The 17,007-nt window shown below is 47.2% G+C and carries 19 protein-coding genes; 4 read left to right on the top strand and 15 right to left on the bottom strand.

All coding sequences use genetic code 11. The features are described from left to right. Window positions 1-71 precede the first annotated feature (71 nt). The 3 genes from ACUTVW_RS02910 to ACUTVW_RS02900 form a co-directional block, all read right to left on the bottom strand. Entirely contained in the window at window positions 72-728 is a 657-nt protein-coding gene (locus tag ACUTVW_RS02910) for a pyridoxine/pyridoxamine 5'-phosphate oxidase (RefSeq protein ID WP_445644392.1), read from the bottom strand. Between the two features lie 69 nt (window positions 729-797). Beyond that, window positions 798-1,415: a histidine phosphatase family protein gene (locus ACUTVW_RS02905; RefSeq protein ID WP_445644391.1), complete on the bottom strand. Its 618-nt coding sequence runs from the start codon at window positions 1,413-1,415 to the stop codon at window positions 798-800. Between the two features lie 32 nt (window positions 1,416-1,447). After that, complete coding sequence (locus tag ACUTVW_RS02900; RefSeq protein ID WP_445644390.1) at window positions 1,448-1,969, bottom strand: DUF2569 domain-containing protein; 522 nt, start codon at window positions 1,967-1,969, stop codon at window positions 1,448-1,450. Window positions 1,970-2,223: 254 nt separating this feature from the next. On the opposite strand from ACUTVW_RS02900, the gene ACUTVW_RS02895 reads away from it, so the two are divergent. Continuing rightward, window positions 2,224-3,168: a hypothetical protein gene (locus ACUTVW_RS02895; protein ID WP_445644389.1), complete on the top strand. Its 945-nt coding sequence runs from the start codon at window positions 2,224-2,226 to the stop codon at window positions 3,166-3,168. A gap of 49 nt (window positions 3,169-3,217) precedes the next feature. Here the strand turns inward: ACUTVW_RS02895 and ACUTVW_RS02890 are convergent, their stop codons facing one another. The 8 genes from ACUTVW_RS02890 to ACUTVW_RS02855 all read right to left on the bottom strand — a co-directional run bounded on the left by ACUTVW_RS02890 (window position 3,218) and on the right by ACUTVW_RS02855 (window position 9,289). Further along, window positions 3,218-3,511 carry an RNA polymerase alpha subunit C-terminal domain-containing protein gene (locus tag ACUTVW_RS02890; protein WP_145328731.1) on the bottom strand — a complete coding sequence of 98 codons (294 nt, stop codon included), beginning with the start codon at window positions 3,509-3,511 and terminating at the stop codon, window positions 3,218-3,220. Between the two features lie 30 nt (window positions 3,512-3,541). Continuing rightward, window positions 3,542-3,865, bottom strand: a complete 324-nt coding sequence (locus tag ACUTVW_RS02885; RefSeq protein WP_445644970.1) for a DUF4304 domain-containing protein — start codon at window positions 3,863-3,865, stop codon at window positions 3,542-3,544. A 64-nt stretch (window positions 3,866-3,929) separates the two neighbouring features. Continuing rightward, complete coding sequence (locus ACUTVW_RS02880; protein WP_445644388.1) at window positions 3,930-4,436, bottom strand: DUF4275 family protein; 507 nt, start codon at window positions 4,434-4,436, stop codon at window positions 3,930-3,932. Between the two features lie 84 nt (window positions 4,437-4,520). Then, window positions 4,521-5,066 (bottom strand): NUDIX hydrolase, encoded by a 546-nt coding sequence (locus ACUTVW_RS02875; protein WP_445644387.1) that lies wholly within the window; start codon window positions 5,064-5,066, stop codon window positions 4,521-4,523. A 144-nt stretch (window positions 5,067-5,210) separates the two neighbouring features. Then, window positions 5,211-5,888, bottom strand: coding sequence for an ABC transporter ATP-binding protein (locus ACUTVW_RS02870; protein WP_445644386.1), 678 nt, complete (start codon window positions 5,886-5,888; stop codon window positions 5,211-5,213). Continuing rightward, window positions 5,885-7,159 (bottom strand): ABC transporter permease, encoded by a 1,275-nt coding sequence (locus ACUTVW_RS02865; RefSeq protein WP_445644385.1) that lies wholly within the window; start codon window positions 7,157-7,159, stop codon window positions 5,885-5,887. Before ACUTVW_RS02865 ends, ACUTVW_RS02870 begins: the two co-directional genes overlap by 4 nt. A 67-nt stretch (window positions 7,160-7,226) precedes the next feature. Continuing rightward, window positions 7,227-8,615: a sensor histidine kinase gene (locus tag ACUTVW_RS02860; protein WP_445644384.1), complete on the bottom strand. Its 1,389-nt coding sequence runs from the start codon at window positions 8,613-8,615 to the stop codon at window positions 7,227-7,229. Beyond that, complete coding sequence (locus tag ACUTVW_RS02855) at window positions 8,612-9,289, bottom strand: response regulator transcription factor (RefSeq protein ID WP_445644383.1); 678 nt, start codon at window positions 9,287-9,289, stop codon at window positions 8,612-8,614. The genes ACUTVW_RS02860 and ACUTVW_RS02855 overlap by 4 nt, the downstream gene beginning before the upstream one ends. Window positions 9,290-9,609: 320 nt before the next feature. On the opposite strand from ACUTVW_RS02855, the gene ACUTVW_RS02850 reads away from it, so the two are divergent. Continuing rightward, window positions 9,610-10,593: a cation diffusion facilitator family transporter gene (locus tag ACUTVW_RS02850; RefSeq protein WP_445644382.1), complete on the top strand. Its 984-nt coding sequence runs from the start codon at window positions 9,610-9,612 to the stop codon at window positions 10,591-10,593. Between the two features lie 88 nt (window positions 10,594-10,681). Here ACUTVW_RS02850 and ACUTVW_RS02845 read toward each other — a convergent pair whose 3' ends face one another. The 4 genes from ACUTVW_RS02845 to ACUTVW_RS02830 all read right to left on the bottom strand — a co-directional run bounded on the left by ACUTVW_RS02845 (window position 10,682) and on the right by ACUTVW_RS02830 (window position 14,842). Further along, a complete protein-coding gene (locus ACUTVW_RS02845; protein ID WP_445644381.1) occupies window positions 10,682-11,062 on the bottom strand; it encodes a VOC family protein in 381 nt (126 codons plus the stop codon). A gap of 101 nt (window positions 11,063-11,163) precedes the next feature. Continuing rightward, window positions 11,164-12,009 carry a hypothetical protein gene (locus ACUTVW_RS02840; RefSeq protein WP_445644380.1) on the bottom strand — a complete coding sequence of 282 codons (846 nt, stop codon included), beginning with the start codon at window positions 12,007-12,009 and terminating at the stop codon, window positions 11,164-11,166. Window positions 12,010-12,386: 377 nt separating this feature from the next. After that, the gene (locus ACUTVW_RS02835; RefSeq protein WP_445644379.1) at window positions 12,387-14,165 is read right to left on the bottom strand and encodes a sensor histidine kinase; all 1,779 of its coding nucleotides are present in this window, start codon (window positions 14,163-14,165) and stop codon (window positions 12,387-12,389) included. Then, complete coding sequence (locus tag ACUTVW_RS02830) at window positions 14,162-14,842, bottom strand: response regulator transcription factor (RefSeq protein ID WP_445644378.1); 681 nt, start codon at window positions 14,840-14,842, stop codon at window positions 14,162-14,164. The genes ACUTVW_RS02835 and ACUTVW_RS02830 overlap by 4 nt, the downstream gene beginning before the upstream one ends. A gap of 103 nt (window positions 14,843-14,945) precedes the next feature. Between ACUTVW_RS02830 and ACUTVW_RS02825 the strand changes: the two genes are divergently transcribed. Then, window positions 14,946-15,995: a FecCD family ABC transporter permease gene (locus tag ACUTVW_RS02825; protein WP_445644377.1), complete on the top strand. Its 1,050-nt coding sequence runs from the start codon at window positions 14,946-14,948 to the stop codon at window positions 15,993-15,995. After that, on the top strand, window positions 15,992-16,996 hold the full coding sequence (locus tag ACUTVW_RS02820; protein WP_445644376.1) for a FecCD family ABC transporter permease: 1,005 nt from the start codon (window positions 15,992-15,994) through the stop codon (window positions 16,994-16,996). Before ACUTVW_RS02825 ends, ACUTVW_RS02820 begins: the two co-directional genes overlap by 4 nt. The last annotated feature ends 11 nt before the right edge of the window (window positions 16,997-17,007 follow it).

Here is a 17,007-nt window from a genome sequence, read left to right as displayed (position 1 = left end):
ACATTATGTACGTTCACGAAGGCTAGGCCTAAGAAATCATTCTAATATGTTGCCTCTATGAGCCTGTAAAATCAAGGCCACAGCCTATTCCTTTGCCAATGTCCTTCCTGCCAATTATATTGAACGCGTATATGTTTCCGATCGGTATCCCCCTGCCAAAACTCTACTTGCTGTGCATGTACAGCATATAACCGCCAATGAGGCGCAGCGAAATCAGGGTTCTCCTGAAGCCGTTTCTTCTGAATCTCAATGGACACATTCAACTCTTCCTCACGATCCAATAGCTGACTTTGGCGCTCCGTCATAGCTACTGCTTTGGCTCCAGGATTGCGTTTCCGGAAGTCCTTTGCCCCTGCTTCGTCTCCTTCATCTTGAGCAATTCCCCTGATTCGAATCTGTCTTCCTAATGAAGGCCAGTAGAAGGTAAGTGCCACCCGTGGATTATCCTTCAGCTGCTGGCCTTTTCGACTGTCCAAGCTGGATGCAAAATAGAAGGTATCCTGAATCATGTTTTTCAAAATTAAAACCCTCGCATCTGGATAACCATGTTGATCTACGGTAGAGAGCGTCATGGCATGGGGCTCTTTTTCATTATTTTCGATAGCCAGTCTTAACCAATCCAGAAATAACTCTCCCGGCTGATCCGGCAGCTGTTCCATATTCCAAATGGGGAATGGTCCAGATAAAGATTTTAAATGATGCAACAGGTCTTCCGGTTTACCGCTCATCTGTCTGCCTCCTTACTTCTTCAGTTTTATATCGAGATAAGGATAGCAACATGCAGAAGCTTAGCTGCTTTACGGTCTCCAATGAGGAATTGTATTTGTGTCTAGTATACTCCATCCATTCTTTGTTTTCTCAATCGTATGAATGCTCGTGTTATCAATGGGATAAAAGCTGGACGTATTGCTCCACTCTCTACTCGCCAGCACATAATACAGAATATTAATCACACCTCCGTGGGTAACGAGAAGAACATTGGATTTTATCTGCTTCGCTTCGAGTTGCATACATAGATTTTCGAACGCATTTCTTATTCTAGTATAAAAATAAATCGGACTTTCTCCGCCCGGAAAAGCAGTATCCATCTTGAGCGTATTAAAATAAATCCCCGGGTACTTTTCTTCCGCTTCCGTATGGAGCATACCCGCCAATTCACCATTGTTCATCTCACGCCAGTCGGATGTATAGATGCCTTGAATACCCAATGACTCTTCAATCGCTCTGCTTGTCTGCACCGCACGAGGAAGATCACTGCTTATCACCGTTTGAATATCATATGGCTCTGCATGCTCATGCAGATACGTTCCTAATGCCCTGGACTGAATAACACCGGCTTCGGTAAGACCTCTCTGACTCCATCCTCCGCGATATCCTTCTTCATCTGCACCATGCCGAACCAGAAAAATCTTCATTGTGTACTGTCACCTTTTCGCTGTCTCATCATTTAACGAACAAACGTATTCTGCACCCGTTCAGATTTCTTAAAATACGGAATCCAAATCGCACAAGCAATGACAGAACGTGCAATGTCCCGAATTGAACTTCCATCTTCGAGTTCTCTTGCCATCGGAATCTGATAGAGCAGCAAATAATCCACAACTCCAACGGTGAGGCTGAGACTGTAAAAAATAATCATCAGACGTGGAAGCATTGCTTTCTTTCGATAGAAAGCAAGCATGACGTACACCGTAAATACCAGAAACAATAGGTTAAACACAGCTTCAAAAATAATTATCGGAGCCCAAAGCGGGTGATAATAACCTGAATCCTTCGCAGTTAGAATCTCCCATGTCTCTGCGTTTAAGATAGGTAAAATAGACTGATTGATCTGTACCAAGAGCATAATTACTGTGAACCACAACCCAATCTGGATAAGGATCAGCCATCCTCCGAGCCCAGACACACCAAGTGGGCGGTGTTCTCTCATTGATTCTTGTAATGATTCTTGTAGAGGTTCTTGTTGCACTTCTAACACTTCCTTTTCCTTTTCTCATGCTGTTCATAAGCCATTATAGATTTCTTATAAAAATTGACACAGCTCCCTTATTGTACTACAGCAGAGAAAAGAGGCATACCCAATATTTTCTATCCTCTCTTTTTCGGAATCGTTATACTTGCACCATGTTCCGTCTAGTCTGCTCATGTCATAATTCAACATATCAACAGCAGTCGAAGATGCTGCTTTATGATTTGCTTATAATAATGAAGGGGGATTTAGCCATGCCTGATCCAAAATTAACATTACTGCCTTTTGCCGATATCTCCAGTTACACCGAAGGTTTCGATATCGTCTCCGTACAGTGGGGACATGACGGCCTTGCATATATACTACTTATCAATAAACTTCCAGAACGAAAACAAGGTATGTTTGTGCAAACCAAACTCAACGAGAGCTATACGTACAAAGTGCTGATCGTATCGGATCAACACGTGGAGGAAGTTGTCATCCGGGGACAACAATATCACTATCATTACGTACAGCCTCTGCAAGAACATCTACTGCTGGTGGGAGCGCGCTGCACCTATTACGGGAAGGATCAATTTGATCTGAATGCCAAAGTGTGTGATATGGAAGGCACAACGATTCGTGAATTTTTGCTAGGAGACGGGATTCAGAGTGTACAGGTGACGGAGCGTGGAACGATCTGGACCAGTTACTTCGATGAAGGCATTTTTGGTAACTATGGCTGGGCTCAGCCCGTTGGAGAGAGTGGATTGCTAGCTTGGGACGCATACGGGAATGTACTCTATAAAAATAATAGCGCCGATATTGCCGACTGTTATGCACTCAATGTGGTGAACGAAGAAGAAGTCTGGTTCTACTATTATACCGACTTTACACTTGGCTGTATTTCGGGAGCAATCCAACCGGAGTCTCCTCGAGTGAACTTCCTGAATCCGGATATATCAGGTTCCTCCGGTTTCTGTACGGATGGATATCATTTCCTGTTTGATGCCGGGTACGGGAAGCATGGAACATTTATTTTCAAGAAAATGCAGAAGCCTGGTAGCCTCACCAAGGGAACGAAATTCAAGTTGTTAAACGAAAAAAAGCGCCCCTTCCAACAGGCACGACAGGATTTTCGCCGGGATCACCTGCTGCTGAGTGAGGGGAACTTGCTGTATCAAGTCACGATGGAAGAACTGTTATCTGTTATAGAGTAGCTTCCAATGAGCTGAGGAATGAGGAAAACGATTGGGAAAAAGCTCAAGATCATGCCTTAAAAGACAATCCCTCTTCCTCCAGCGATTTGCGCAATATGGGCATAGATGAAGGCCCGATCCCATGCAGCTTCAGAATCTCCTTCTCCGTATACTCGGCAAGTTTCGGTAAAGTCATTATTCCTTCTGCTTCAAGTGCTCGTCTTACCGGAGCAGAGAGCAGACTCATAAACCCCTCCTTTGGTTTCCGTTCCGCCTCACACTTGGGGCAAGTCGAACAATCACTCTTTTTAACAAAAGTATGCCCCTTCTCACAGGTTCGCCGTGTTCCTTTAGCGTTTGTCATACGGGCTTTCCTCCTCTATAATCCTTATTTTTAATCGGCTTCTTCCAGATGGGATAACAGTGATTTGGAAAAGATGGCCCGGTCGATCTCAGGCATTAGTGAGTATTGATCCGGCGCAGACGGAACAATATCCGCAATCCGGCAGGTGAAATGAGATTGCTCCTCCAGTACCACTCCACTCGGCGCAACGATCCGCAGTTCGGCAAGTTCGGTGGAATGGATCATGCAGTTAATATAAAACTGAACCTGGCTCACGATATTATATTTTGCTTTTTGAATATTGAACTTGTAGATAAGATGCCCCTCGGCTTTACGAAAGTTTAGATCTTTTTTGGAGTAGCCCTGCCGGGCAATATAAAGGTTTCACTTCGTCCATGATGATCTCTTTAAACAGCTCCTGCAACAGAACTCCCTCCCTCTATGCCTCGATTTTATAAAAATAAGGACCGCACATCGATTCATGCGTATGTACATACGTCCATGTGAACGCCTTGTCAAAAATATAGATATCCTGTTGCTCATCAAAATCAGCTGCAACGACAGCGCTTGCGTTCTCATAGATCTGGACAAACGGCGTATGCTGATACATCACATATAAGTCGGTCTTCTCTTCGGCATCGAAGGCAGCTCGCGCTGCTTCCCCTTCCAAACACTCCTGCTGTTTGTAACTGAACATATGCCATTTGTACTGGCTGTAATAGATCGTTTCTTTCGAAAGTTCATCCAGGTTATGTGCAAACACCACATCCCAACGCTGAATAATTTCCTCAGACTCCTCACAAAACTCAGTTACTTGCACACCTTTGTCTGCGATCATTTTCTCATACATATATTTGCGGTACACCATTTCAATGCGTGAGTACGCCACGTTGAGTTCACTTTCCGGTAGCACATCAAGCATCCGATTAATCTCTTCCCGAACCATAGGTAACCCTCCCTTTATGCAGATACGTTTGTAGATACTTTACAAAATCATACTTCAAAACGGCCACAATACCTTGCGTCTACATCAGCCTTTATCTGCTTTTCGCAATACATAGGCTAGTTGGTACATCTCGGCAATATCATGTCGGTTCTGTTCCCGGAAACGCCGTACCGCTTCATCAATCTGGACCAACTCAACCGCTACCACCTGTTCTCCATCCTCGGGATTGAGTGGATCGCCGACCCGTTCCACATCCCCGTAACCTATCACCCTCACAAAATTCGGATGCGGAATATGCGGTCGATATGGCTCAAGAGCACTGGACGTGCAGTGGAATTGTCCAAAAACCTGATAAGAACGCAGCTCAGCCCCTAATTCTTCCATCAGTTCACGTTTCAAACCGTCCATGTAATGCTCTCCTACTTCCAAGGTTCCTCCGGGCAGTTCCCACAGTCCATTATCCAGTTGAAACACGACACACTGTTCTCCGACAAACGGAATAATGCTCACATTACTCACCAGAGATTCATCCACAAGCTCGCCCAACCTAAACTCCGCTTCAATGATTCCCCAATGGATCGACGTGCTCAGTGCCGGAAATCGTTCTGCATTCATGCTGTTCATTCGCATCCGATCCTCTCCCTGTGTAATTCAAGCTGTAATGAATCGTTCATATCTATGACGTATACTCCATACACTTCCAATTATAGTCGAAAACACAAAAAGAAGGCCACCTCCCCCGCAGGAGCCTGTGACCCTCACATTCACAATCTTCTAATGCTGAACCAGCTTTCCGTTTTCCAAAAAAAGAACCCGGCTACAGAGCGGCAAAATCCGCTCATCATGCGTAACCATCACTGCACTCTTGCCCTGCTCCTTCACGAGCCGTGCAATCGTGCCTACAATATCCAGCCCGCGCTCCGCATCCAGGCTGGCCGTCGGTTCATCCGCCAGTAGCACGGCCGGATCATTCATCAGCGCCCGCGCAATGGCAACGCGCTGGCGTTCCCCGCCGGACAGCTTGTCGGTGTATGCTTTGCGCCGATGGGACAGGCCCACCGTCTCCAGCAGTTCACTTGCACGGCGCTCGGCTTTACTTTTGTCCATACCCGCAAGCTTCGCAACCACGAATAGCTGCTCCTCCACCTTCAGGTAAGGAATCAGATTCGCACTTTGAAAAATAAATCCGAGCTGGCGCAGCCGAACATCCGAGATGTCTGTTTTACTTTTGCCCATAATCGAAGTACCATCCAGCAATACCTTCCCGTCCGTGGGTTCGAGCAGTGCCCCTGCAATGGACAGAAATGTACTTTTGCCTGAACCCGAAGGTCCCATCACCGCGACAAGTTCTCCTTCTGCGACCTGCAGATCAAGCTGATCCAGAATCGTGCGCTGGCTGCCACCGTCATCAAATGTCTGTGTAACACCTTGTAATTCCAGTCGGTTTCTCATGCTGCCGTCCTCCCAATCGCATCGAGTGCATCAATTTTAGTAACTTTCCACACCGAGAATAACGAACCTGCCATCGACATCAGGATAAATAACGCACAAGTTAATGCAAGCGTGGGTACCCCTAACTGAAATGGCATGGATGCTGGAAGAACAGATTCGAACAGCCGCACAAGCAATACGCTAATCACCAGACTACCGACGGACAACAACAACACCTGTAACGACACACTGCCTGCCAGATAACCGTTTCGTGTTCCAATCGCTTTTAAAATGCCAAATTGACTGGTCTTCTGAATCGTAATGACGTAGAAAAATACCGCCAGTACAAATGCCGAGATTACATATAGAAACGCAATCATCATCAGCAGTGAGCCCTGCTCCTCCTTGTAACCCGGAATGGCGGATACGGCATCCGATTTGGTGATGATCTCTGTCTTAGGCAATGCGGCGCTCAGCTTGTTCGCCTGATCATTGGCATCTTTGACTGCGATGGCATTGTATATTGGCGTACTTGGTGAACCAGATGGAGTCGATGTACCGATTGCCGTTGTATTGCTCGTTGCATTTTCATTACCAGTAGCCCCCGTGTCCGCTTTAGTGATCACGCTTGTTCCAGCACTCGCTTCAATCGTACCTGCTCCCGATTTTGCTTCTACTCCACCTGTTGTAGGTGACGCCTGTACAGTACGTGATCCAGCTTGCAACGCAAGCCATTCCTGCTCATTGAGGAACAACACCGGCGCGTGACTGAACGATTCATTTTGCACAAAACCACTCACCGTCCACTCCGTCCCCGAGGCTTGATCCACCAGAACCGTGCCGATCGTGACGCCGGATTTCGCCAGCTTCTGATCTACCACTATCTGCCCCGCAGACTGATCGTTGATCGCATTGCCTTCGGTAACCGTTGGCGCCAGCCAGCTTCCCGGGTTCACCATGAATAGGGTAACATCGATCTTCTTGGTATCGTCCGCCGGGCTGACTGTAGTCATTCGTACCCCAAGCGGCTCGGCATTATCCTGTCCAACGACAGCACGTGCCTCATCCAGCTCCTGCTGGCCCACCTGTGAACGAGTGAATCGATGATTCGAATCCTGTTCGAGAACAAAGTGGGTTGCTGCCATATTTTTAATCGAAGCCGCGTTATCATACGACAGCCCCTGCGCAAGTCCGGTTACAAACAACACCAGAAACGAAACCAGCACCATGATGGTGGCAATCAAAGCGTATCGTCCTTTTGCAAATCTCATTTCCCGTATAGCCAAGTACATATACTCTGACCTCCCTCTTGATAACCCAAGTATAGGAGGTGAAAATGAACGGAAAATGAATAACTCATTACATCTGCGGAAGAGTTACCGTAAAGAGCGTGCCTTCGGCTGAACTGGACACCTCAATCGTGCCGTGATGAATGCGGATAATCTTCTGCACAATCGCAAGGCCGAGGCCAGTCCGACCAGAAGAACGTTCACGCGCATGATCCACACGGTAGAAACGATCAAACAGGAACGGTAGATGCTCCGCTGCGATGCCGTCTCCGGTATCCTGAATATGAACAATACACGCCTTGTCCGTCTGCTCTGCCCGAATCGCAATGCTACGGCCTTTCGGCAGATGCTGTACCGCATTACCCAGCAGATTCATCCACACCTGCATGAGCAGCACTTCATTGCCTGTAATCTTTATGGATTCCGGCACAGACATGCGCAGGGATAACTCTTTCTCCTCCAATTGCCATTGCAACACTTGAACCGCCTGACGGAATTGGCCTCTCAGCGGGAAGGTAGTTTGGGTTTGCGTCATATCTTCATTTCCCTGTTCAAGCGAAGACAGTAGAAGCAATTGTTTGCTCAGTAACGAGAGATGACGACTCTCCTCTTCAATAATTGATGCGTAATGCGCCCTCTCCTGCTCCGGCAATTCCCGATCCCCCACCAATTGGGCAAACCCCTGAATCGAAGTTAATGGCGACTGTATCTCATGAGATACGTTGGACACAAACTGCTGCCGCGCCTGATCCACCCGTTCCAATTCACGACTCATCGTCATAAAGTGCTGGGCGAGTTGCCCGATTTCGTCACGTCTTGCTGTATTTAATTTCAGATTATAATTGCCTTGTGCGATTCGTTTCGTCGCTTCGGATAGTCGTTCAATCGGATTCACCAGGTAACGCGTGCTGAACAGAAAGATCAGTACACTGATGCCAACCGTTAATGTCCCAATGAGCGCAAAGAAAATCCGCAGTTCCCCAAATTGCAAAATGATATCAGGACGCATGAACATAGCATATGGAGTCTCACCCACTTGTAGCGGAACACCAACCGTATTACTTAATTGATTGTCAAAAAATCCGGTAATAAACGGTTGGCTCGGAAACTCGGCCACGCCATGATACACATCGCCGCCCAGTACCAGACGAACAGCCTTCCTGTCCAACTCCTTTTCGCGGAATTCACGGCCGTAAAACTGATCATCGCCTTGACCATCGGTAACATAGATTTCGTATCCTAATGCCGCTGCGTTGTGAAGATATCGCTCTACCGTACCCGGCTCAGGCTGCTCTTCGGCAAACTTTTTCATGTCCATGGCGATACCGACCAACTTCTCATCGTTGAAGTCTTTGAGTTTAGCGTGATAATAGATGTTGGAGAAAAAGAACCCGAGCACACTGCTGACGATAATCACCGCCACCGTAATGAGAAATATGCGAACGTATAACGATCTCAATGCGATTTCACCTCGATTTTGTATCCAATGCCCCGCACCGTCTGAATCACAAAATCATCTGTATAATCCGCAAAGCGGTCACGCAACCGCTTGATATGTACGTCGACCGTTCGGTCATCCCCTTCATAATCCGCCCCCCAGATGAGCCGAATGAGTTCATCACGTGAGAACAGGCGCCCCGGAAACTGCGCAAGCTGTGAGAGGAGTTCAAACTCCTTCATTGGTAGAAAAAGAATGGACTGTCCATCGCTCACTTCCACATTGTTGCGGTCAATCACGATCCGGTTCATGCGAATCATATCACTGGAAGTTCGATGATATCGTCGAAACAATGCTTTGACCCGGTACACCAGTTCTTCAGGTTCGAATGGTTTGGTCACATACTCATCCGTGCCCCGCAAATATCCTTCTTTCTTGTCTGCCAGCTGATCCCTTGCGGTCAGCAATATAATAGGAATGTCGTAATGCTGACGTATGTAATCACACAGTTCAAGTCCGTCCATGCCTGGCATCATCACATCCAGGATCGCGAGATCGATGGGTGTCTCCTGTATCATTTTGACCGCCTCCATACCATCCTGTGCTTCATGGACCCGGTATCCCTCCTTCGTCATCACATGGCGCAGTAGTGCACGAATATTAGCATCATCGTCTGCTAGCAGCAGATGTTTCATCTCGTAGTCCGCCCTTCTATAGTGATCCTGCCCCGATGGTAGCACAAAAACGAAGCCATTAGCCAGTGCATCTAAATGGTGCAGTTGACAGTACAGCTGTCTGTGTGGATGCATGTTTATATTTTCGCAAATCTGGTTGACACTACTATGAGGCCGAATTATAATAAGTTTACAACACATGAATGATCGCTCATATGTTCATATAAATAGGAGTGAACCGTATTACAAGAATGATCAGCAACACATCCACAAGTAACACGTAACGCTATATGATCACGCAACATACATAACAGAGGATCGTTCCAAAGGAGAGGATTACAATGTCAGGACAACAACATAGGCACAATCATACCCACGATCATGGACACAATCACGCGCACGGCACGAATAATAAAAAAGTACTGCTCTTTTCCTTCATTATTATTACGTTGTACATGATCGTGGAAGCCTTCGGGGGATTTATCACCAATAGTTTGGCACTCATCTCCGATGCGGGTCATATGCTCTCGGACTCTATCGCGCTTGGGATTGCCTTACTGGCATTCACTTTCGGGGAAAAAGCCGTCAATACAGGTAAAACCTACGGTTACAGACGTTTCGAGATTTTAGCGGCCACACTAAACGGCGTCACGTTAATTGCGATTGCGCTTTACATTTTTTACGAAGCGATTGGCCGCTTTATCCACCCGCCTGAAGTGGCAACGATGGGCATGCTGATTATCAGTACAATCGGATTGCTCGTGAACATTCTGGTCGCCTGGATCATGATGCGTGGCAGCGATACCGAGGGCAACCTGAACATGCGCGGGGCTTATCTACACGTGATCAGTGACATGCTGGGGTCTATCGGTGCAATTGCTGCTGCTCTGCTGATGATGTTCTTCGGCTGGGGCTGGGCAGATCCGCTGGCGAGTGTCATTGTTGCGGTGCTGGTATTACGCAGTGGATTTTATGTCACCAAATCTTCCTTGCACATTCTCATGGAAGGCACACCCTCAAACGTCGATGTGAACGATTTGGTGCAGACGATTCAGCAGGTGGATGGCGTCAAAGGTGTTCACGATGTTCACGTCTGGTCGATCACCAGCAACCTGAACGCACTGACTGCCCATATCGTGGTAGATGGAACGATGGATGTATATGCATCCGAGGTGCTTGTACAGAAGATCGAACATTTGCTGGAGCACAAAGAGATCAAACACGTCACGTTGCAGGTTGAGTCTGAAAAGCATCTTCACGATACCTCGGTCCTTTGCACCGTCAAAGGGGACGCACCCGATGCACATGCGCATCACCATCATTAATGTGTTGCAGGTTAGCGGATACTCCCTTTTATTAGGATAAGGCAAAACAGGACGGTTCCCGTTAAGGGATCGCCCTGTTTTTTGCTGTTTATACTGCAATGAATTCCAGAAACTCCAGTCGATTCCCGAAGGGATCATTCAGATAAAAACGCCGTACTCCCTCGTCTGCTCTTGCTTCATCATCTACGGCTTCGATACCGTACTTGTGCAGGTGTTCACGCAGCTGCTCTAGATTCTGGACATGAAAGGCCGGATGGGCTTTGGAAGCAGGTACGAAATCATGTTGCACACCGATATGAACCTGATGGACGCCGCATTGAAACCACACACCGCCGCGTTTTTGCAACAGTGCAGGCTTTGGAATTTCTGTCCATCCAAGAATTTGATTAAAAAAATCTCTAGCTTCCTTCTCGCAACCTTCAGGAGCAGCCAACTGCACATGATCAATGCCATTGAAATGATAGGCCATTTGATTCATCCTCCTATTAAGTTTCACTCAATGAAACTATGTTTCGTTTTATAATACCATTTTATAGGTAAAATAAAATTACGTCTAGGTTTCAACACGTTTTACCTGAAGTGCATGAGCTTTTGCGCTTCCATCATCAGACCAAATGAAACGAGCCGATCTTTCATCGCTCGGTATACATCAGGGTCATCTAACCCTTGTGCCTGACTGTCCCGGATTAAACTAAACAGACCCATCTGATCTGCGCTCGATATGTAGGATTTTAATTGCTCCTTTTGATCGTATGGAATTTCTTTCTCATGCCACGGATGAGGCTCCGCTCTCTTACAATCACTCACTAAATCTTCCCCCAGCGCAACGCCAAGGCCATCTAGTGTGTCGATAATGACTTCACCACGTCTGATCTGCCGCGCTTCCTGAATGTATGAGTATCCGTCGGAGATGGGCTGAAGATCAAATCGCTGCATAGCCAAGTTCCGAATCTTGTTTTTTTCAAGATCCCAGCGTTTCCCGTCAAAGTATTCACTTTCGCGCGCCTCATCCTCTTGCTCTATGACATAGTTCAGGTACTGTTGTTTCGATTCAAATTCATTTAGAAGCAATCCCTCATAGCCTGAAAAGACAAGAGTAAAAAATTCTCGGATATTGCTGGCCACAATCCTCGCATAGTTACCAAAATCCATTGGGTCTACACGAATTACAGGTGCTAAACTCAGATCAGAAGCATATCCAAAGTCCGTCAAAAATGAATAATGAATGCCGTCCATGCCTGTATTGGCAAACACGATCGCATCCGCAGGAGAACTCCAGTAACCCCCGTGATCATAAGGATCGAATTGGAGAAAATAACCTGTAGGTGTCTCCAGATAGGGTACTTCGTGCTTGATTTCCTGCTCCCAATCCATCATATCTTGCAACAATTCAGGAATCTTATAATTGCTCGTCATAATACTCCCTCCTCCGTAATACATCATTGACCATCATTAACTGTTTGAATTGTTGAATGGAACGATGTTCATTTTCATTGTATCCTTCCTCAACTAAAACGCTAACGATCACCAAAGACGCTATTTAGCTGATTTTGCTCCAATAAAGTACATTTTCAAGCTTTTGGATGGAGTACTACTTAAGTCTTGACGATACCCTGTTTTAGGTGTAATAAATATTCATCCTCTCCGTGAAGTGTTGAAATGAAATAAATGGAGCCCTGGCTTTAAGCCAAGGCCCTCTTCTTATAAGCTGATAAACATTTCCACGATCCCTTTTATTTCAACAGTACTCCAGCCACAGAAATCCGATTATTGACCAGTGCTTTCAGGAACAATCATTCATCATCCGACGACCTTTGCAGCGTAAAATAAAATTTTACGCCATTCGGCGTATTCGCTACACCATAGGACTGCTGATGCAGTTGGATAATCTCCTTCACGATAGATAACCCCAGCCCGGTTCCACCGGCTTGACGACTGCGCGCATCCTCTTCGCGGTAGAACCGATCCCATATCCGTGTCAGCTCATGCTCTGCAATGGACGGCCCTTCATTTTCTACAGAAATATATACTTGTTCATGCTCACGATCATGCTGCATATCTATCCGTATGCTACTTCCTTCATTCCCGTTTCGAATCGCATTACTCACATAATTCAGCAAGACCTGCTGCATCTTCTCGGCATCTGCCCAGACATGTACATCGCGGTCACCCTGCACCTCGAACTTCATCTGCTTAGCCTTGGCGAGTTGTCTCATCTTCTCCACACATTCAGCTACAAGTTGATCCGCCGTAAAAGATTCCATACGTAGCTTCACCGCGCCAGCCTCTAGCCGGGTCAATTCCAACATATCGAGCACCAGCTTTTCCATCCGATCGGCTTCTCGCAAAATGGTACGAATATAACGCTCACGTTTATTTTCCGCGATCTGATCCAGAAGTCCTTCCGCATATCCCTTCACCACACTGATGGGTGTCTTTAATTCATGCGAAGCATCCGACACAAAACGTTTCTGCAACTGCTCCATCCGGCTTTTATATTCCATCTCCAGCACCAGTTTCTCGTTCGTGAGTTGAAGCTCCTTCAGCGTACTGTCCAGATTGGAAGAAAGACTGACGAGACTTTCGGACAGACTACCCAGCTCATCCTTACTCCGAATTGGGGCCATGGCCGTGAAATCCAGATTTGCCATGCGGGCCGCATCACGATTCAATTGTAATAACGGACGTGAAACGATTTTGGAGAAGAAAAAGGACAGAACCACCATCAGCAGTAGCCCTCCGGCAATACTGAAAAAGGCATAATACACCTCCAGCGCGCCAAATGCCTCCCCAAGCTGCGTCAAGGGCGTTAGAGCAAACAGATACTCCACGACCTTACCATCACGAACAATCGGTTGCACAAACACCAGATTATGCACACCGCTCACCGGTTCCTTCCATTCGGTATGAAATGCTTCGCCCCGATCCAGCTGCTCCCGCTCTACTTCCGGTAAAGGAAACCACACGCGTAGCGCAGCCGCCATAATACCTTCCCTGTTATTCCACTGACCCGGCGCAGGCAACAATACCGAGTTTACGGTGCCACTAATCTCTATGACGCCTTCCCGATCGGCGTTGTGAGGAAGCACCCCCACCGCCGGTGACCCTTCTCTACGAATGACATAAGGCGAGAACAGCGCATTTCCCTGCTCCATGTAATAAGCACCTTGCACCGTCACGCGATCACCAGGCTGCAAGCCATACGAAGTCAGAGCCGAGATGTCTGGAAAAAAGGAAACGGCCACAGGTAGCGATTGTCCCTTATCCGTGTTCAGTTGAATTCGAAACGGGTTATCGTAGCGAACCTCACCCTCTTTACTTAGAACCGCCATTTGCACATGATTTTGTGTTATGAAACTGCCCATCACCATGGGTGTTTTCTCCTCAGGCCATTTATGCCGGGCATAGTCCATAGCGAAGGATGCTAGCTTTTTACCCAAATCACTGGCTCGCTCATGCTGATAGAATCGTTCAAAGAACCAGAAATGTCCTGCCACAACCGTTGCAAAGAAAACGATATAAAATACAAGATTGGCAGCAAAAAGCTTAAATACGATCCCTCTCGTTTTCACGATTCAACCTCAAACTTGTATCCGATGCGAAACACCGTACGAATATAACAAGCGTCTGCCCCCAGCTTTTTACGCAAATTTTTGATATGAGTATCCACCACGCGAGGGTCGCCAAAATAGTCCACACCCCACACCTGATTTAACAAATGTTCACGCGTCAAAGGGAAGTTTCGATGCCTGAGCAGGTGTAGCAACACATCATATTCCTTATAGGACAGCTCTACAGGCTGACCATCTGACTCCACTACGCGTTTTCGCTCATATACCTTTATATTGCCAAAAGAAATGATCGGATCTTCCTGTCCCACTGTATTGTCCACACGTTTCATTAATGTCTCCGCGCGGGCAACCAGCACTCGCGGGCTGAACGGTTTCGTCACATAATCGTCGGCACCTAGCTCAAAGCCTAGCAGCTTATTCTCTTCTTCCGATTTTGCAGTAAGGATAATGATGGGCACGGTAGACTGAGAGCGAATCTGCCGGCACACATTCCAGCCACTCACTTTGGGAATCATCAGATCTACAATCACCAAGTCAGGAGGACAGGCATTGAACAGTTCAAGTGCTTCTTCCCCGTTAGCTGCTTCAATAACTTGCCAAGCGGATTGCTTGAAGTAATCCGTGACCAGCTCACGAATGGATTCTTCATCTTCTATTAATAAAACGGAACGTCTCACAATTTTCCTCCTAAACACACATGAATCACACAACTGTTATGTATTATATCAACAATGATAATCATTTTCATTAAAAACGAAAAGGGGATGAACGTAATCCGGCATGTTTCTTTCATTTCATAATTCATCTCGTGCTTCTGCCGTACGAAAACATCTAGGCCTGTCGAAGCCCATCTGGATCGGCCTGATATTACTTATCCTGCTTGTTGCGGGCGCATATCTGGCCATGATCTTTCATCTACAACCCAGTCGCAAGGAACCGATCCTGTTCAACTGGTTCGCCTGGACGGACAACGAATCCCTGATTCGCTCGGTAACCACGATTAGACTGCCCCGAATTCTCGCTGCGGTACTTGTTGGTGCCGGACTCGGTATTGCGGGATGTCTGCTTCAGTCTTTAACATCGAATGATCTGGCAGACCCGGAGGTTATGGGTATTAATCAGGGGGCCAATATGGCGATTGCTGCGCTGATGGTGCTGATGCAGTTCCAGACATTCCGTTTTTTCACCGTAACGGCTTCCATGTTGGGAACAGCACTCAGCGGGATTCTCATTTATGTGCTCAGTGTGCGAAGTCGCTTCAGTTCTAGCAGTGTGGTGCTCACCGGGCTCGTGAACAGTCTGTTCTTTAGTTCAATGACCACCACGCTGATCATATTCCATGATACTGATCTGTATCAACTGCTCCGCTGGATGGCTGGTGATCTGTCGGGCATGTCCTGGGAAGATGTCATGTTCTCGCTATTCACTCTCGTTCCCGTCAGTATCTTTTGTTGCTTGTTTGCGTCCCAGTTAAATGTATTGTCTATGGGTGAGGATACAGCGATATCTGTCGGACAACGGTTAACCATGGTACGGAGCGGAATCATGGTAGCCACTATTGTGCTTGTTGGCGCAGCAACGGCGATATGCGGCCCCATCGGGTTCATTGGCTTAATGGCAGTACATATTATTCGGACGTTAACAGGTATCGATTATCGGGTGATTGTACCACTCGCCGCGCTGACAGGCAGTGTGCTTCTCGTGTATGCCGATCTGATCGGACGTCTGCTTTTCTATCCGCTGGAAGCACCGGTTGGACTTATTACTGCGTTTATTGGAGCACCATTCTTCATCGTGCTCATGCGCATGCGCGGGAGGAAACGTTCATGACACGTTTAAAAAATCCGCCCTCCCGATCCAACTGGAGCTTTGCTGCACTGATGACCGCAGTCTTATTCTTGATAGCGCTAGTATTCATCCTGTCGCTTCGTTTCGGGGCAACCCCCGTTACGTTCCGTGAAATCATCGACCAGTTTCAAGCGCAATCCGGCACGATTGTTGAGCTTCGGTTGCCTCGTGTTCTCTGCGCCATGCTTGTAGGCATTGCTGCATCTGTCGCAGGTGCCATCCTGCAAACTGTCCTGCGTAATCCTCTGGCTTCACCTGATGTCATCGGGGCAACAGCAGGTGGCGGGCTGGTGACCGTAGTCATTATTTTACTTGCGCCGTTAACACCCGCAATCTGGCTGCCTTTCTATTCTATGGCAGGTTCGGCAGCGGCAAGTCTGATCATTTTCCTGCTCGCTTATCGCCGCCAGGGCACATCCATGATCCGTCTCGCTCTTGTGGGTATAGCCGTTAGTTCTGCATTACAGGCCATCATCAAAATGCTTATCGTTAAATATGCCATGAGTTCCAGTCAGGCACTGGTCTGGCTTAAAGGCAGCTTATATGCACGCAGCTTGCAACATGTGGAGATGTTATGGCCATGGACAGCAGTAGGATTGTTAGCCGCCATGTTGCTCGTAAGGTATTTAAATGTCTTGAAGCTGGATGAAGCCGTACTGGTGTCCTTAGGCACCCGGGTTCGCATGGTGCGAACGATGTTGTTGATCGTGGCTCTCGCTTTATCCGCAAGCTCAGCCAGCATATCGGGTAATCTCAGCTTTGTTGGACTGATTATTCCTCATCTGTCCCACAAGCTCGTTGGAGAGAACTTCATCCGTTCCCTGCCATTTACGGCGGCGCTCGGCGCGTTACTTGTCATGCTAGGCGATATGATTGGCCGCATTCTGATCCCTCCGATGGAGATTCCCGTTGGCATCATTACATCATTAATCGGCGCACCTTATTTTGTATACCTCATTATCAAGCAAGGACAGAAAAAATAATTTTCAATATG

The organism is Paenibacillus sp. TSA_86.1, assembly GCF_052691815.1.
This window is presented reverse-complemented; position numbering and strand designations above follow the sequence as displayed.

Coding starts and splice junctions, on each gene's coding strand:
- ACUTVW_RS02820 (WP_445644376.1), top strand. CDS start 15,992: ATGACACGTTTAAAAAATCCGCCCTCCCGATCCAACTGGAGCTTTGCT.
- ACUTVW_RS02845 (WP_445644381.1), bottom strand. CDS start 11,062: ATGGCCTATCATTTCAATGGCATTGATCATGTGCAGTTGGCTGCTCCT.
- ACUTVW_RS02890 (WP_145328731.1), bottom strand. CDS start 3,511: ATGACAAACGCTAAAGGAACACGGCGAACCTGTGAGAAGGGGCATACT.
- ACUTVW_RS02825 (WP_445644377.1), top strand. CDS start 14,946: ATGTTTCTTTCATTTCATAATTCATCTCGTGCTTCTGCCGTACGAAAA.
- ACUTVW_RS02855 (WP_445644383.1), bottom strand. CDS start 9,289: ATGAAACATCTGCTGCTAGCAGACGATGATGCTAATATTCGTGCACTA.
- ACUTVW_RS02870 (WP_445644386.1), bottom strand. CDS start 5,888: ATGAGAAACCGACTGGAATTACAAGGTGTTACACAGACATTTGATGAC.
- ACUTVW_RS02905 (WP_445644391.1), bottom strand. CDS start 1,415: ATGAAGATTTTTCTGGTTCGGCATGGTGCAGATGAAGAAGGATATCGC.
- ACUTVW_RS02840 (WP_445644380.1), bottom strand. CDS start 12,009: ATGACGAGCAATTATAAGATTCCTGAATTGTTGCAAGATATGATGGAT.
- ACUTVW_RS02875 (WP_445644387.1), bottom strand. CDS start 5,066: ATGCGAATGAACAGCATGAATGCAGAACGATTTCCGGCACTGAGCACG.
- ACUTVW_RS02895 (WP_445644389.1), top strand. CDS start 2,224: ATGCCTGATCCAAAATTAACATTACTGCCTTTTGCCGATATCTCCAGT.
- ACUTVW_RS02880 (WP_445644388.1), bottom strand. CDS start 4,436: ATGGTTCGGGAAGAGATTAATCGGATGCTTGATGTGCTACCGGAAAGT.
- ACUTVW_RS02865 (WP_445644385.1), bottom strand. CDS start 7,159: ATGTACTTGGCTATACGGGAAATGAGATTTGCAAAAGGACGATACGCT.
- ACUTVW_RS02910 (WP_445644392.1), bottom strand. CDS start 728: ATGAGCGGTAAACCGGAAGACCTGTTGCATCATTTAAAATCTTTATCT.
- ACUTVW_RS02850 (WP_445644382.1), top strand. CDS start 9,610: ATGTCAGGACAACAACATAGGCACAATCATACCCACGATCATGGACAC.